Origin of the sequence: Enterobacter sp. JUb54, assembly GCF_014298075.1 — a bacterium.
Taxonomy (GTDB): Bacteria; Pseudomonadota; Gammaproteobacteria; order Enterobacterales; family Enterobacteriaceae; genus Klebsiella; species Klebsiella lignicola.
In genome coordinates, this window is the sequence record NZ_CP060418.1 from 1,866,443 (window position 1) to 1,880,538 (window position 14,096).

Sequence of the window (14,096 nt, forward strand, 5' to 3'; positions counted from 1 at the left end):
CTCTCTGTCATGACAAACGGCAGAGAGCCGAATGTCAGCTCTCACCCATAGCGGACCTTCAGCCCATTTAGCCTGGCCGCCGGGTGCTAAATGCAGGCATTGCTCGCATAAATCAATTATTGCTATGTAGCAATGCAGCCATCAGCAGGAGTGGCGAAGTATAAGCACGGTGATTCCCTGCAACAACCTGCAATACGCCTGGTTTGAGGCGCATCGCAACCGAGGGGAAGATTCGTCATAGCTGGCTTCAGAAGCGCGATACGCCCCCCTCACCCTTTACCCAGCTTCGACAGCATGTCCGGGCGCATAAACTTATGGATGACCAGCATAAACACCAGCGACGGCACCAGCAGAATCAGGGCCGTAATGGACGACACCTGATAATTCCCCGACATACTGGCGTTGTACAGCAGCAGCGGTAGCGTGCTGATGTCCGGTGCGCCAACGAAAAACGTACCGGTAAATTCATCCAGCGATTCGAGGAAGACAAAAATACTGGCGGCAATAATGCCCGGCGAGGCCTGCGGCAGCACAATATGCCAGAAGGTGTAAATCGGCCCGGCGCCGAGGTTACGCGATGCCCTCGCCAGCAGCGGGTCTACGGCGGAAAAGGCCGCCACGCAGATCCATACTGAGTACATCAGGCCGTGCATGCTGTGCACCAGCACCACGCCGGCAATCGTACCGTTTAGCCCCCACTGGTAGAAAAGCCGGGCGATATTCATGTACACCGTCAGATTCGGAAACGCCTGCGGAATCAAAAACAGCAGCATGAACAGCACCCGCAGCGGCATCCCCCGCCGTGAAAGCGCATAACCTGCCGGCACTGAAATCACCAGGCACACCACTACCGACAATACTGCAATGAGCACGCTGGTCAGCATCGAGCCGGATACATCACTGTAGGGGCTGAACACCTGATACCAGTATTTCAACCCCCATTGGCTCGGCAACGCATGGGGGAAAAACCAGCTCTCTGCTACCGTCCAGATAAGCAAGTTCAGCAGCGGGCCAAACATCGCCAGCAGCATAAAAATCAACAGCAGCGTCTGGAGCGGCAGACTGGCGCTCAGTTTTCGACGCCCTTTCGCCAGCCACGTTTTCGGCAAAGTCATACTCACCTCTTTCATAAGTCACTCCCCTTCTGTTGCAGGCTGTGGCGCAGGTAGAACCACGACAGAGCGCCACAAATCAGCAGTGACACCACGCCCAGCGCATTGGCCACCGCGTAGTCGCCGTAAGAGTTGACGCGAAACGCCATGTCCACGGTCATCATCGTCGGCGTGCCGACGCCAATCATCAACGGCACGGACAGCACCGACATCATGGTCACGGTGGAGAGCACCAGCGCCACGCCGATAGCAGGCAGCACCTGCGGCAGAATAATGTCGAACAGAATGCCCGGGCGCGAGGCCCCGAGATTTCGTGCGGCCAGGATTTGCGACTGCTCCAGCGCCGCCATTGCGCCGCAGATAAGCAGCGTGGCGAACGCCAGCTGTTTCCAGACAAAGGTAATGATGATCCCTTTCCAGCCCAGCCAGGAAATCGTCTCCATCGGCGTAAACAGATCGGTGGCCACCAGCGCATTGTTCATCAGGCCGTTTTTGGCCAGAAAGGTGCGCATCATCTGTGCTGCCACAATAAACGGGATAAACAGCGGCAGGCGATACAAGAACCCCAGCATGCGCACAATTGGCCGACAGGGTGACAACGTGATGACCGCCGAGAGCGTGATGGAAATGGCGGCCAGCAGCACCACGGAGATCAGCACAATCACCACCGTAAAGGCGATGTCGCTGGAATAGAGGGTATAAACCTTAGTGAAATGGGCCAGGGTCAGTTGCCCCGCATCGTTGGTAAACGCGGCAATCAGTGAGAACCCAAGCGGGTACAAAAAGAGCACGCCGATCATCAGCGCGGCGGGGACTACCAGTAACAGATATTTCAACGAACGGCGCATAGCAAACCTGACATCAGAAAAAGAAACGCTCAGGACGGCGTCATGCTGAACCTGAGCATGAGCGATAATTAATTGGCGACCTGGCTTTCGTAGCCTTCTTTTATGTCGTCAAAGTAAGGGGCGATCGGGAAGCTTTTGCCGTGATCCGCCAGCGCTTGCGGGGATATTTCCGCGAACAGCTTCTGCCAGGTTGCCGGATCCAGCTTCGGCTTCACGTGCTCCGCATCGATACCTGGATACCAGTTAAACTGTTTTACGATCCCCTGTGCCTGCACCTCCGGGCTGGTTGCCAGCTCGATAAACTCACGCGCCAGCTGCGGGTTTGCCGCCTTCGCCGGGGTTACGTAGTACATCGGTTGCCCAGGCATACCCGGCGACAGCAGCGCCAGTTTGATTGACGGCGGCAGCTTGCCCTGGTCTTTCCAGCTGTAGAACATATCCACCCACACCGGCCCCATGGTGATCTCCCCGCGGCTGAGCATATCGAGCGTACCGGCATTGCCTGGGGTAAAGGTCACGTTCTTATTGAAGGCCTTCAGCTTCTCGTACGCCTGGCTCCAGTTTTTCTCCACGCCTTTGTCGTAAGGCAGCGCAGACAGACGTCCGGCGTCCGTACCGTAGGCGTACATCCAGCCCACCACAAAACTCACTCCGGACATGCCGTTTTTGATGCCGTTATAGCCGAAAGCCTGCGGGTTTTTCTGCGCCCAGCTCACCAGCTCGTCATAAGACGTCGGAGGCGTTTTGATGGCTTCGCTGTTCCAGGCGATGGCGGTCTGGCTTAAGAACATCGGCATCACGTAGCCATCGACATTCACGCCGAGGGCATTTTTCGCGTTATCCGCGCTCACCATGCTGCCGGTGCTAATCTGCTGGCGATATTTCTCCAGCAGCCCCTTTTCCACGAGTTCACCACCGGCTTTCTGATGAACGACTGCCACATCTATATCCCAGGTCTTCGCTCCACTCTCTTTTTGCGCGCTCAGTTTCTCGATGATTTTATTCGAGCCAGCATCTCCTGGCCCCGTGCCCACCACCTGCACTTTCACGCCTGGATGCGCCGCTTCAAACTTCGGCCCCAGCCAGGTTTTTACGTAATCCACCATATTCTGATCGCCTGCTGTGGCAACGTTCAGAATGGTATCGGCCTGCACGCCGTAGCTTAGAAACAATGCCGTCACTACCGCAGCTTTCGTTTTAGTAAACATGGTCTATCCCCAAAATGAACACGATGAAGTCAACTTGCTTGAGACGATGGAAAAATATGTAAAGCAGCAGCCGGAACGTGCAGCCGCACGGATGACTGCGCCGGCCAGCACTGGGTTGAATCCGCCAGCAATACGCGCTCACGACAGCGCACGCTATGGCGGTATAAATTACCGAGAAAAGCACTTTGCTCGACCACGCCATTAAGGGTTATCCCCGCCTCCGGCGCGCGGTCGGTTAATGCACAAAGTGCTGCATCGGCGCTACGAAAATAAAGGGTGCAGTCACGGAAATCATCGGCATAAGATTCCCCTTGCGCACTCGGGGAAATATTCTCTTTGGCGAAGAAGTCATTAACGTTGATTTTATTGTCCGCGCCCATGAAATCAGCAACGAATGGCGTTGCCGGTCGCTGGTAAATATCTTCCGGCGTCCCTATTTGCTCTATGTGGCCATTATTTAACACCGCAATACGGTCGGCCATAACCAGCGCTTCCTGCTGATCGTGGGTCACAATTAATGAGGTAAACCCGAGGCGCTTTTGCAGGGATTTAATTTCATGGCGCACGTTGAGACGCACTTTGGCATCAAGGTTCGACAGGGGTTCATCCAGCACCAGCACGTCCGGCTCAATGGCCAGCGCCCGCGCCAGCGCAACACGTTGCCGCTGCCCGCCGGAAAGCTCGGTGACCTTCACATCTGCCAGACCGGTCAGATTAACGATGCTGAGCAGTTCCGCAACGCGGCGGTCAATATCGTCACGACGCCATTTGCGCAGTTTCAACCCATAGCCAATATTGCGCGCGACCGTCAGATGCGGCCACAGGGCGTAGCTTTGAAATACCATGGTGATATTGCGCTGCTCCGGCGCACTATGGGTAATATCACGGCCGGCAACGGTAATCTCTCCGTGTTTTACCGCAATAAACCCGCAAAGCGCATTGAGAAGCGTGGTTTTTCCGCAGCCGGACGGCCCCAAAAGGGCAATCATCTCGCCTTTCTCGACATGCAGATCGATATTATGCAACACCACCTTTTCGCCATAGCTAATTTTAATCCCGGCTATCCGTAAATAACTCATTTTTATTACCCAAAAATCGCTGTGTTGACTTTTTTTACTGCAATGAACACGTGTTCATTTGAATGTAAAAAAAATGCAATGTTGACTCGACATTATGTGAGCCTACTTTGTCGGGTATTTGTGACAATTTAATTAAGCATCAAACATTTTTGGTGAGAACATGAAAATAGATGTGCTTGGGTGCGGTAGCGCCTTCTCCCGCGAACAAAATACCTCCGCGCTGCGGATAATCGATGAGAAGAACCGACAATGGTTAATTGACTGCGGTCCCACGATTCCACGGGCATTGTGGCAACGTGGAGGCGACGTCAATGATATCGACGTCGTCTATTTTACCCACGTCCACCCGGACCACTGTACCGGGCTGACGGCGCTGCTGAATCACTGGCACAGCTTCTCGCGCCAGAAAGCGTTGATTATTTACAGTCAGCCGCAGCAGCGCCCCGTGCTGATGCAACTGGCCACGCTCGCCAACTGGCCGCAGACCACGCTGTGTTTTGATCTCGACTGGCGCGACACCACCGACGCATGGACGTGGCACGACTGGCATATCCAGACCGCCGAAACCCGGCATGAACTCGCCAACCGCGCCATTCGTATCACCCAGGGTGAGCAGACGTTGTTTTACAGCGGCGACGGTCGCCCAACGCCAGAATCTGTGGCACTGATGGAGGGGGCCGGTCTCGCTTTCCAGGAATGTGCGTCACTGACGGCACTCAGCGATGATGCATCCCACGGTGATTTTCCCTCCTGCCTGGCGCTGTTTCAGCGCCTGAATCTCCCGGCACTGGGGCTCTATCATTGTAACGACGCGATAGTGCATGACCTCAAGCGCGCTTGCCAGCCCGGCAACGGGTTGTTCGTCAGCTATGACGGTCTGCAATGCACGCTTAACACCCCCGTGATTTCCAGCGAGGAACGCCCGGCATGAGTTCCGTCTCCCGTAAACAGAGCGTTACCGCGCAGGATGTCGCCTACCGGGCGGGCGTCTCACGGGCGGTGGTCTCACGAGCACTAAGCAACAACGGCAGTATCTCTCCCGCCACCCGGGAGCGAGTCCTGCGCGCGGCAACGGAGCTTGGTTATCAGGTTAACTTTCTCGCGCAAGGGTTAAACCGTCGCCGCAGTCATCTGGTCGGCGTGATTGTCTCGCGCATCAGCGACCCGTTTCGCAGTAGCCTGCTGGATGCCCTGCTGAGCGAGATCCAGCGGTGTGGTTTTCAGGCGCTGGTGAGTGAAATTCACAGCGAAAAGGATCTGGCCCACACGCTGCGTCGTTTTGCCCAGTTTCGGGTGTCCGGGGCGATCGTGACCTCGGGTCAGCCCCCGGAATCACTGGTGAACGAGTGCGTGTCGCAGCAGATCCCGGTGGTGGGTATCAACCGCCAGCCGGATATCCCCTTAGTGGATTACGTCTGCTCGGACAACGTCTACGGCGCAACCCTCGCCGCCGGGCAGCTGGTGCGCAACGGCTGTCGTCGTTTCGGCTGGCTCAATACCGCGCACTCCACCTGGGCCGGTCGCATGCGCGGCGATGCTTTTTATCAGGCGCTACAGACCTTAGGTGTCGACACCGCCCGCAATCTGCAATCGATTATCGCCCCCATCGAAGGCTACGACGGTGGGTTTCAGGCCGCCGTCGGGGCGGATGAGACTCTTGAGGGCATCTTCTGTGCCAATGCGCAGCTCGCCTGCGGTTTTCTTGACGGGATGCGCCAGCGCGGCAGGCACAGTCCGGGCGATTTTCAGCTCATCGGTTTTGACAATACGCCGCAAACGGCGCAATACAGTTACCAGCTCACCACCCTGCACCAGGACGTCGAGGAGATTTCCCGTCAGGCATTAACCCGCCTGCTGGAACGCGCCGACGATCCGTTGCAACCCTCGCGAACCACCTGGGTGGATGTGCAACTCATTTCCCGGCGCACGTCGCCATTACCTCAATAAGAGCAGGCTATGACCGAACAACAACACCAGTCACTATGCGCATTGATTCGCCAGCTGGGCGCAGAAGCACAGGCATTACGTAATGCCGGATTACAGGTGGATAAAAAAGCGCGTCAGGATTTTGTTTCACACGCCGATCTGTATGTGGAACAAGAGATCAAACACTGGCTGAACGCCCACTGTCCAAAGGATGGCTTTCTCGGGGAAGAGAGCGGGCTGCAGACCGGTGAACACGGTACCTGGGTGCTGGATCCTATCGACGGGACGACCAATTATATTCAGGGGATGGATTACTGGTGCATCTCACTGGCTTACGTTCGCGAGAACACAACGGAGCTGGGAATTATCTACGCCCCGGATCGTCATGAATTTTTCTTCGCCCGCCGTGGTGAAGGGGCGTTTCTTAACGACCAGCGTCTGACGCTCCGCGAGCCGGATCCAGAAACGGTAGTTATCGGTATGGGCCGCTCCAGCCGCGCGCCGGTGGAAAACTATACCCGCACCCTTGCCCACGTGCTCAATGCCGGCATGGAGTATCGCCGCTTTGGTGCCGGGGCGCTGATGCTCGCCCACGTTGCTACCGGGCAGGTGCATGCCTATTACGAGGAGCACATGAACAGCTGGGACGCGCTGGCGGGAATGTTGATCATTGTTGAAGCGGGCGGTACCAGCAATGCCTTTCTTGCCGATAATGGCCTGGTAAACGGCAATCTGGTGCTGGCCGGGTGTGCCGATGTGCAGGCGCGTCTTTCAACCCTGCTGGTGAGCCACTAAACGCTCGCGTCAGTCAGCCGTCAATCTGCAAGGCCAGTCATGTCTGCTCCGTGCCAGGAAGCGGACATAGCCTGAAACTGGCCTGAAAAATGACTTTGCTCCTTGCCATTAACTTAACGTGCCGTGCAGCTTGCCAAAGAACGCTGATTACACAAAAATGAATGAACGTTCATTCATTATCGGGTTATGATTTACTCAAATCAGTCCGTTGTCAAAACATGCAAAGGCAAACTATGACCAGCAAAACGCTCAGACTTTTATTTCCTCAATGGCAAGGTGGTAATAATCCCCCCTATCACCTTGGGTCGCTTCTCCTCTCGTATCTTTCCCCCGAATCGGATGGCCCTGTTGAGTCTGTTGCGGTCGATGAGCCCACAACGGCGCCGCAGGCCGAAGTGGATGGCATTACCGCTAAACCTCAAATTATCAGGCAGCTCAACGATGCAGCTTCTCTGATTGAGAAACATGATCCCGATTCCATTGTCGTGTTTGGTGGCGATTGCCTGGTGTCGCTGGCTCCGTTTTCACATCTGCTCAATAAATACGGTGATAAACTGGGTGTGCTCTGGATCGACTCTCACCCTGACGTGCAGACGGCTCAACAATATCCAAACGCCCATGCCCATGTTCTTGGCGCACTCATTGGAACGGGTGATAAAGATTTAGTTGCTCACGTCACCACCAGGCTCAATCCCTCAAAAATAATGATTGCAGGTATTCACGATCCATTGGCTTATGAAGCTGAATATCTTGCTCGTCATCACATTGCGGCTATCGGCCCTGAACAAGTCAAAAAAGACGGGAAAGACGTCATGGAATGGATTGAGAGGGAAAGTATTGAGTATCTGGCGATACACCTGGATCTGGACGTTCTCGATCCGTCACTTTTCCGTTCTGTTCTTTTCGCCAGGCCTGGCAGAGGAGAGCACGACTTTGGTGATGTGGCAGAAGGCAAACTGACTATTGAAGATGTACTCAACCTGATAGCTCAGGCTACTTCAAAAGCCGCACCAGTCGGCCTGACGATTGCTGAACATCTGCCGTGGGATATGCTGAACCTCAAGAATATGCTCAGTGCGCTACCGCTGATGAAGTAACATCTGATTCCGGGAGCCAGACGACGGAGTTCAACTCTGGCTCCAGGAAGAAAACAGCGTTAAAGTCCGGGCACAGGATTAAACATCATAGACGACATGTTAAAGAAAACCGAAACCTACCATAAGCTGATTACCGCTGCTGCTGCCTGCTTTGCTGAAAAAGGCTTTAGTGCGACCAGCGTGCGTGAAATTTCTACCCGGGCTGGCATCAGTCAGGGAGCGATGTACACGTATTTCAAAAGCAAGGATGACCTCATCAAGGCTATCGTTCTTGAAGAGCAGAGTTCGGCGTTAACAGCCCATAATGCGCCATCTGACGGCACTTATTTCGACCGCCTTTGCGAGCAAGTGACTTCGTGCATCAGCGATGTAGGATACCCAGTCACGCATCAACTGTGGGTTGAAATCATCGCGGAGTCTGCGCGGAACCCTGAATTGCAAAAAACGTATATTTCCAGTGATACCATCATGCGGCAAAGTATTGCAGGGATTATCGCAGACGGTATTGCTGCGGGAGAGTTTCGCCGGGACATTAGCCTGGAGGAAACCACGATTATCCTTTTTGCCTTTATCGATGGTTTAATCGCCCGCAAAGCCATAAACGCGTCCTTCTCTTTTAGCCGTGACCTGCCTGGGTTTTTTGAGCTTATGTCAAAATTATTGAAATAATGCCACGCAGGTTTGGTCAAAACGCTAGCCCACAAATCGCAAATGTCTGCTTCTCATAAGAAAATCTGTCGGCGCATCACCGCTGATTTTTTTATGAAAATTATTTGACTGATCGTTCCATAATCAATACTATGCCGCCTCAACTCATTTCAAGTCCCACATCCCTATGAGTGCTGAAAAACCAACCTTTCCAGGTCGTCCACGAAAGTTCGAAGATCAGGATGTCATTGATGCTGCCGTCGCTGTTTTCAGCGCCAATGGTTATGCAGGCACCTCTGCGCAAGATTTATGCAATGGTACGGGATTAGGGCGGGGAAGCCTATACAATGCCTTTGGAAGCAAGCAAGCCCTGTACGAGCAAGCTTTGTTGCGCAGCCACGAACAAACTATGTCAGCACAGTTAACCATTCTCACACAACCAGGTCTGGTAAAAGAGCGATTGCATACCCTTCTGCTCTGGGGTATTGCCGAAGATCTTTCTCAGCCAGAGCAGCACGATGCGATGGTCTTATTTTCAGCCCTGGAGATGGGCAGTAAAGATGAAGCCGTTGCAAGCCTGAATAATGAATATCGTCAGCATTTAGAACAAACGCTGGTGACGGTATTCATCGAAGGTCAACGAAGCGGCGAACTAAACAATAAAGCATCAGCCGTCGAAATGGCGAGAGGCTTTATGGCAGGCTATTACGGTTTACGTGTACTGAATAAAAACATTTCAGATAGAAAAATCCTCGAAGATGTCGTCGCTGGTCTGTTAATCAATTTATAAATTTAAGTGCAATAGGTCATTGCTTACTTGCACCCATTTTTGTAACGATCATTCCAATACAAGGAGAAAATAAAAAACCATGCCATTAGTCGTATATATTTTAGGGTTAGCCATTTTTTCATTAGGTACAGCAGAGTTAATGGTGGCGGGTATGATGACCACGCTATCTGAAGCATTTGGTGTTACAGTCGGCGAAGTCGGGCATTTGATTTCATATTATGCATTCGGTGTAATGCTAGGAGGCCCGGTTTTAACCTACGCCTTTCTTAAGTTTAAAGCCCCCTATCGTTCAACGTTATTATGGCTGTTAGGGTTATATGTTATCGTACAAGGATTAAGCGTCTTTGTTTCTGATTACAATGTGTTAGTTGCTATTCGAATCGTGACCGGTATTTTGTGTGCCGGGTGTTTAAGTCTTTCTCTCGCGACAAGTATGGCTCTTGTAACTGTAGAAAATCGCCCTCGTGCCGCATCAATAGTGATAGCAGGTTTTATGGTATCCAATGTCTTTGGTGTACCTATCGCGACAATAATTGACCAGCACTGGGGCTGGAAAATGAGTTTTGGGTTGGTCGCGGTCCTGGTTTTCATATGCCTGTTAGCATTAGTACGCTTATTGCCACATATGAACGGCAGCGGTGCTATCAAGATGGCTGAAGAGATTAAGGCATTTAAAAATAAAGCCTATTGGAAAGCCTGTGCAACCAGTTGTTTAATTTTAGGCGCAAGTTTTGCGGCATTCAGTTATTTTGTTCCCGTACTGACTGATGTCAGTGAATTTACAATGCAGACGGTTCCCTTCATTCTGATGCTTTATGGGCTAGCCAACATCATTGGGAATATGATAACGGGACGTCTTGCATATCGCCATAGTTTAGCTGTTATGGTTGTCGGCTTAACCATATTGAGTATTTCTTTGCTCGGCATGGCGCTATTTGTTCAATATCAGGCAATTGCTATTCTGGCTGTCATACTCATCGGTTTGTCAGGCGTACCAATGAATCCGGCAATGATGGCAAGAATTGTCAGCGTGGCGCATCCAGGGCCAATGGTCAATGCCGTTCATACTTCCGTTATCAATATTGGATTAGGTGGCGGTTCTTATTTAGGTGGAATGGCAATTTCATCTGGATTCGGTTTACGTTCAGCTTTATGGATTGGACTGGTGTTAGCGGTTCTGGCTTTATTATCCGTATTACCTTATATCCGTCGTAGTAAACAAGGCTGGATTTAATAGGTTCTGAAGATAAAAACGCCCCGCTTATAAAAAATCACGGGGCGTCGAATTCCTTTATAAACAACCAGTTAATTTAAATATTATAAGGTGTGACAACAATGACACGCGATGACGCTATTTCATTCTCTGCTTCCGGCAAAAAGCCATGGAAACGCAGGATCGCGCTAAATGCTGAGCGTGCGTCTTCACACAGGTCATGATCAATCACCGCATCCATTTCTTCAGCAGCCAGCAGACTGCGGTTCTCCTCATCCAGATCGTGGCCAATAAAGACTTTTATCTCTCGTTGCATCGCTGCAAAAGCCCGCAAAATAGCGCGGTTTCCCCCACCCACGCTGTAAACAGACTGGATTGAATGGTCCTGTTCCAGCGCTTTGCGCATCTGCGTAAAAGTCAGCGTATCGATACCGTATCCTTCACTGACGGCGATGGTCTTCAGATACGGCGCCCGCTCGCTTAGCGCCTGGATGAAGCCTGCCATGCGCTGTTCTTCGCCGCGAAAATCCTTACTGCTGAGCACGACTGCGACCGTTTGCGCTTCTTTCAAAAGCCATCGCGACAGCAGCCATGCAGCTGTTCTCCCCGCCCCCGCATTATCCATTCCCACGTAACGGATACGTCTGCTGTGCGGCAGGTCAGTGACCAGCGTGACCACCGGAACGTTAAGTTCCGCCAGTTCCGCAATCGTGATTTCAAGCAACGGATGATCGCTGGCTTTAAGCAACACGCCGTAGCTGTCATTGCCGCAGCGACGCAGCTCACGCTGCAACTCCTCAGGGGTGATCTCTTCAAAAATGTGGCAGCGTAGCGTCAGGCGAAACGGTGAAAAGGTTTTAATTTGACTGAGCAGCGCCGCGACGGTCAGTGAACTGAAGCGTTCCGGCGTGTGCATCACCAGGTCGATCGGCAACGTGCGGCCGCTTGCAAGGCTGGTGCGCTGTTGTAATTCCAGATCGCTGATTGCCTGCGCAATGCGTCGGGCTGTGCGGGGACTCACGCTGCCGCGCTGGTGCAGCGCTCTGTCAACCGTGGCTTTACTGACGCCAGACTGGGCTGCGATTTGTTTGATGGAAAATGACCTGGTCATAAATTGAGGTCTTTTTGAGGTTATGTATCCATATTGTTAACTGAATGTAACTGCTAAGGTCAGGGTAAGCAAGCGGACAAACCCGATCTCTCCTCAATAAGAAAGGACAGCAAATGGACATGAGTAAAAGCGGTGGTTTTAACAACAAAGTGTTCGTCGTTACCGGCGGAACCCAGGGGCTCGGCGCAGCGGTTGCCCGCCTGCTGGTAGAGCGCGGGGCGCGGGGCATCGTAATTTGCGGTCGTAACGCGAAAGCCGGGCGCGAACAGGCGGAAACCCTTAGCCATGCCGGATGCGAAGTGATATTTGTCGAAGCGGATATCAGCTCGCCAGAAGCCTGCACAAAAGTGGTAGGAGCCGCAGAATCGGCGTTTGGCACGCTGCACGGACTGGTGAACTGTGCAGGCATGTCCGACCGTGGCACCATCCTTGATACCTCTCCGGAATTATTTGACGCTATCATGGCGGTCAACACTCGCGCGCCCTTTTTTCTGATGCAGGCGGCGATCAAACTGATGATTGCCAGGGGCGTAGAAGGCAGCATTGTTAATATCATTACCATGACTTCCCACGGCGGCCAGAGCTTCCTGACCGCCTACGCGGCATCTAAAGGCGCCCTGGTTACGCTGACAAAAAATGTGGCCTTCAGCGTTATGCGCAACCGGATACGAGTAAACGGCCTCAACATTGGCTGGATGGACACGCCGCATGAACACGACATCCAGCGGCAATATCATGATGCTGAAGAAAACTGGCTTGCCAGAGCTGAGCAGGCCCAGCCTTTTGGCCGATTGCTGAAGCCTGACGAGGTCGCGCGTGGCGTAGCATTTCTCCTTTCAGAGGAGTCGGGAATGATGACAGGCGCGGTGATCGATTTTGATCAAAGCGTGGTCGGTTGCGGTGACAACGGCGGTTTTCAGCCACCACATGCCCTGACGCTGTGAGGTAAAAAATGAATACGCCCTATATTAATGACAGCCATATTTCTCTCGATAAGTTCGCCACGCTATGCGCGCAAACCTTGCGTAAGGACGATTTCCCGCTGGCGCGTTCCACCGATAAAAACGTACTGATCTATTATCATGATGATCTGCTTGCAGCAGCCAGAGCAGATCGTCAAACCATGCTGGGTGAACTGCATCGCGCACTGTCAGGCGGGCCAGGCGTATTCGTGGTTCAGGGCTTATACCGCGATGTCTCTGCCATAGACAGCAGCAATAAGGTGTTTGACGATATTCTCGTCAGTGAAGCGGCAGACGGTGGCGGTGGCGATCACTTTGCCAAAGCCGGCAGCAATGGACGTATCTGGAACGCGCTGCAAAAAGTCGCTGAGCGTGATGCCGATGCCTTCGTCGACTACTACAGCAATCCTTTACTGGCCCTGATTTGCGAAGCCTGGGTTGGCCCCGGCTATGAAATCACGGCACAGGTGAATCAGGTCCGCCCTGGCGGCAAAGCGCAACAGCCGCATCGGGATTACCATCTCGGTTTCCAGATTAATGAGGTGGTCGCCCGCTTCCCGTTGCCTCTGCAGATTCTGTCGCAATACCTGACGCTTCAGGGGGCGGTCGCCCATAGCGATATGCCGGTAGAGTCAGGACCGACGCAGCTTTTACCGTGGTCGCAGCAATATGCCGAAGGATATCTGGCATGGCGCGATCCGCGTTTTATTGAATTTTTCCAGCAGCATGCCATTCAGTTGCCACTGAAAAAAGGCGACGGGTTATTCTTCAATCCGGCCCTGTTCCATGCTGCGGGGAATAACGTTACGCAGGACCATGTGCGTACGGCTAATTTGCTGCAGGTCTCATCCGCATTTGGCAAAACAATGGAAAAAGTGAATCACGTCAAAGTCATGGAGGCGATTTATCCCATTTTGCGGAAGAAACCATTAACTGATGAGCAGTTACAAGCGGTTGTGGCAGCAAGCGGTGAAGGCTATTCCTTCCCGACCAATCTTGATACCGATCCGCCGCTGGGTGGTCTGGTGCCAAAAACACAGCAGCAGCTGTTGCTTGAAGCGTTACAACAAGGTTGCACGGCTGAAGAGTTTATTCGGCAACTGGCAAATCACGAGAGCAAGAGAAAAGCATAGCTGCACATCAGTGGCAGGCATGGCGTAATTTCCTCACTTGTGGATTGCGCCATGCCAATGCTTCCCTGGATTATCAAATGCGGTGGGCTGGTTTGCAGTGTAGCTGGTTGGAAGAGTATGTTCTTACTTTCGCGCCTCGTTCAAAACCGTCCAGGGCAGCGGTCAGTTAAGTGC

General features: G+C 52.8%; 14 protein-coding genes. 9 read left to right on the top strand and 5 right to left on the bottom strand.

The genetic code is table 11. The features are described from left to right. Positions 1-269 precede the first annotated feature (269 nt). From HF679_RS08575 to HF679_RS08590, 4 genes are all read right to left on the bottom strand, one after another. On the bottom strand, positions 270-1,130 hold the full coding sequence (locus HF679_RS08575) for an ABC transporter permease (protein WP_187042871.1): 861 nt from the start codon (positions 1,128-1,130) through the stop codon (positions 270-272). Next, complete coding sequence (locus HF679_RS08580) at positions 1,127-1,960, bottom strand: ABC transporter permease (RefSeq protein ID WP_187042872.1); 834 nt, start codon at positions 1,958-1,960, stop codon at positions 1,127-1,129. The genes HF679_RS08575 and HF679_RS08580 overlap by 4 nt, the downstream gene beginning before the upstream one ends. Before the next feature lie 68 nt (positions 1,961-2,028). Further along, positions 2,029-3,168, bottom strand: coding sequence for an extracellular solute-binding protein (locus HF679_RS08585; RefSeq protein WP_123753937.1), 1,140 nt, complete (start codon positions 3,166-3,168; stop codon positions 2,029-2,031). Positions 3,169-3,197: 29 nt separating this feature from the next. Further along, positions 3,198-4,247 (bottom strand): ABC transporter ATP-binding protein, encoded by a 1,050-nt coding sequence (locus tag HF679_RS08590; RefSeq protein ID WP_154143652.1) that lies wholly within the window; start codon positions 4,245-4,247, stop codon positions 3,198-3,200. A 160-nt stretch (positions 4,248-4,407) separates the two neighbouring features. Here HF679_RS08590 and HF679_RS08595 point away from each other — a divergent pair, with 160 nt between their 5' ends. The 7 genes from HF679_RS08595 to HF679_RS08625 all read left to right on the top strand — a co-directional run bounded on the left by HF679_RS08595 (position 4,408) and on the right by HF679_RS08625 (position 10,737). Further along, positions 4,408-5,178, top strand: coding sequence for an MBL fold metallo-hydrolase (locus HF679_RS08595; RefSeq protein ID WP_315970245.1), 771 nt, complete (start codon positions 4,408-4,410; stop codon positions 5,176-5,178). After that, on the top strand, positions 5,175-6,194 hold the full coding sequence (locus HF679_RS08600; RefSeq protein WP_187042873.1) for a LacI family DNA-binding transcriptional regulator: 1,020 nt from the start codon (positions 5,175-5,177) through the stop codon (positions 6,192-6,194). Before HF679_RS08595 ends, HF679_RS08600 begins: the two co-directional genes overlap by 4 nt. A gap of 9 nt (positions 6,195-6,203) precedes the next feature. Beyond that, complete coding sequence (locus HF679_RS08605; protein ID WP_123753933.1) at positions 6,204-6,968, top strand: inositol monophosphatase family protein; 765 nt, start codon at positions 6,204-6,206, stop codon at positions 6,966-6,968. Positions 6,969-7,201: 233 nt separating this feature from the next. Next, entirely contained in the window at positions 7,202-8,065 is an 864-nt protein-coding gene (locus tag HF679_RS08610; protein ID WP_154143650.1) for an arginase family protein, read from the top strand. 96 nt (positions 8,066-8,161) lie between these two features. Next, positions 8,162-8,734, top strand: coding sequence for a TetR/AcrR family transcriptional regulator (locus HF679_RS08615; RefSeq protein WP_123753931.1), 573 nt, complete (start codon positions 8,162-8,164; stop codon positions 8,732-8,734). A 166-nt stretch (positions 8,735-8,900) separates the two neighbouring features. Then, entirely contained in the window at positions 8,901-9,503 is a 603-nt protein-coding gene (locus HF679_RS08620; protein WP_123753930.1) for a TetR/AcrR family transcriptional regulator, read from the top strand. Positions 9,504-9,582: 79 nt separating this feature from the next. Continuing rightward, entirely contained in the window at positions 9,583-10,737 is a 1,155-nt protein-coding gene (locus HF679_RS08625) for an MFS transporter (RefSeq protein WP_123753929.1), read from the top strand. A 76-nt stretch (positions 10,738-10,813) separates the two neighbouring features. Here the strand turns inward: HF679_RS08625 and HF679_RS08630 are convergent, their stop codons facing one another. Beyond that, the gene (locus tag HF679_RS08630; RefSeq protein WP_187042874.1) at positions 10,814-11,827 is read right to left on the bottom strand and encodes a LacI family DNA-binding transcriptional regulator; all 1,014 of its coding nucleotides are present in this window, start codon (positions 11,825-11,827) and stop codon (positions 10,814-10,816) included. Positions 11,828-11,940: 113 nt separating this feature from the next. Between HF679_RS08630 and HF679_RS08635 the strand changes: the two genes are divergently transcribed. Both HF679_RS08635 and HF679_RS08640 read left to right on the top strand, forming a co-directional pair. Continuing rightward, the gene (locus tag HF679_RS08635) at positions 11,941-12,771 is read left to right on the top strand and encodes an SDR family oxidoreductase (protein ID WP_123753927.1); all 831 of its coding nucleotides are present in this window, start codon (positions 11,941-11,943) and stop codon (positions 12,769-12,771) included. Positions 12,772-12,779: 8 nt separating this feature from the next. After that, complete coding sequence (locus tag HF679_RS08640) at positions 12,780-13,922, top strand: phytanoyl-CoA dioxygenase family protein (protein ID WP_123753926.1); 1,143 nt, start codon at positions 12,780-12,782, stop codon at positions 13,920-13,922. The last annotated feature ends 174 nt before the right edge of the window (positions 13,923-14,096 follow it).

What these genes read in the sequence shown, in the direction of transcription:
- HF679_RS08630 (WP_187042874.1), bottom strand. Translation starts at nt 11,827, where the DNA reads ATGACCAGGTCATTTTCCATCAAACAAATCGCAGCCCAGTCTGGCGTC.
- HF679_RS08585 (WP_123753937.1), bottom strand. Translation starts at nt 3,168, where the DNA reads ATGTTTACTAAAACGAAAGCTGCGGTAGTGACGGCATTGTTTCTAAGC.
- HF679_RS08595 (WP_315970245.1), top strand. Translation starts at nt 4,408, where the DNA reads ATGAAAATAGATGTGCTTGGGTGCGGTAGCGCCTTCTCCCGCGAACAA.
- HF679_RS08605 (WP_123753933.1), top strand. Translation starts at nt 6,204, where the DNA reads ATGACCGAACAACAACACCAGTCACTATGCGCATTGATTCGCCAGCTG.
- HF679_RS08620 (WP_123753930.1), top strand. Translation starts at nt 8,901, where the DNA reads ATGAGTGCTGAAAAACCAACCTTTCCAGGTCGTCCACGAAAGTTCGAA.
- HF679_RS08575 (WP_187042871.1), bottom strand. Translation starts at nt 1,130, where the DNA reads ATGAAAGAGGTGAGTATGACTTTGCCGAAAACGTGGCTGGCGAAAGGG.
- HF679_RS08625 (WP_123753929.1), top strand. Translation starts at nt 9,583, where the DNA reads ATGCCATTAGTCGTATATATTTTAGGGTTAGCCATTTTTTCATTAGGT.
- HF679_RS08600 (WP_187042873.1), top strand. Translation starts at nt 5,175, where the DNA reads ATGAGTTCCGTCTCCCGTAAACAGAGCGTTACCGCGCAGGATGTCGCC.
- HF679_RS08590 (WP_154143652.1), bottom strand. Translation starts at nt 4,247, where the DNA reads ATGAGTTATTTACGGATAGCCGGGATTAAAATTAGCTATGGCGAAAAG.
- HF679_RS08615 (WP_123753931.1), top strand. Translation starts at nt 8,162, where the DNA reads ATGTTAAAGAAAACCGAAACCTACCATAAGCTGATTACCGCTGCTGCT.
- HF679_RS08610 (WP_154143650.1), top strand. Translation starts at nt 7,202, where the DNA reads ATGACCAGCAAAACGCTCAGACTTTTATTTCCTCAATGGCAAGGTGGT.
- HF679_RS08635 (WP_123753927.1), top strand. Translation starts at nt 11,941, where the DNA reads ATGGACATGAGTAAAAGCGGTGGTTTTAACAACAAAGTGTTCGTCGTT.
- HF679_RS08640 (WP_123753926.1), top strand. Translation starts at nt 12,780, where the DNA reads ATGAATACGCCCTATATTAATGACAGCCATATTTCTCTCGATAAGTTC.
- HF679_RS08580 (WP_187042872.1), bottom strand. Translation starts at nt 1,960, where the DNA reads ATGCGCCGTTCGTTGAAATATCTGTTACTGGTAGTCCCCGCCGCGCTG.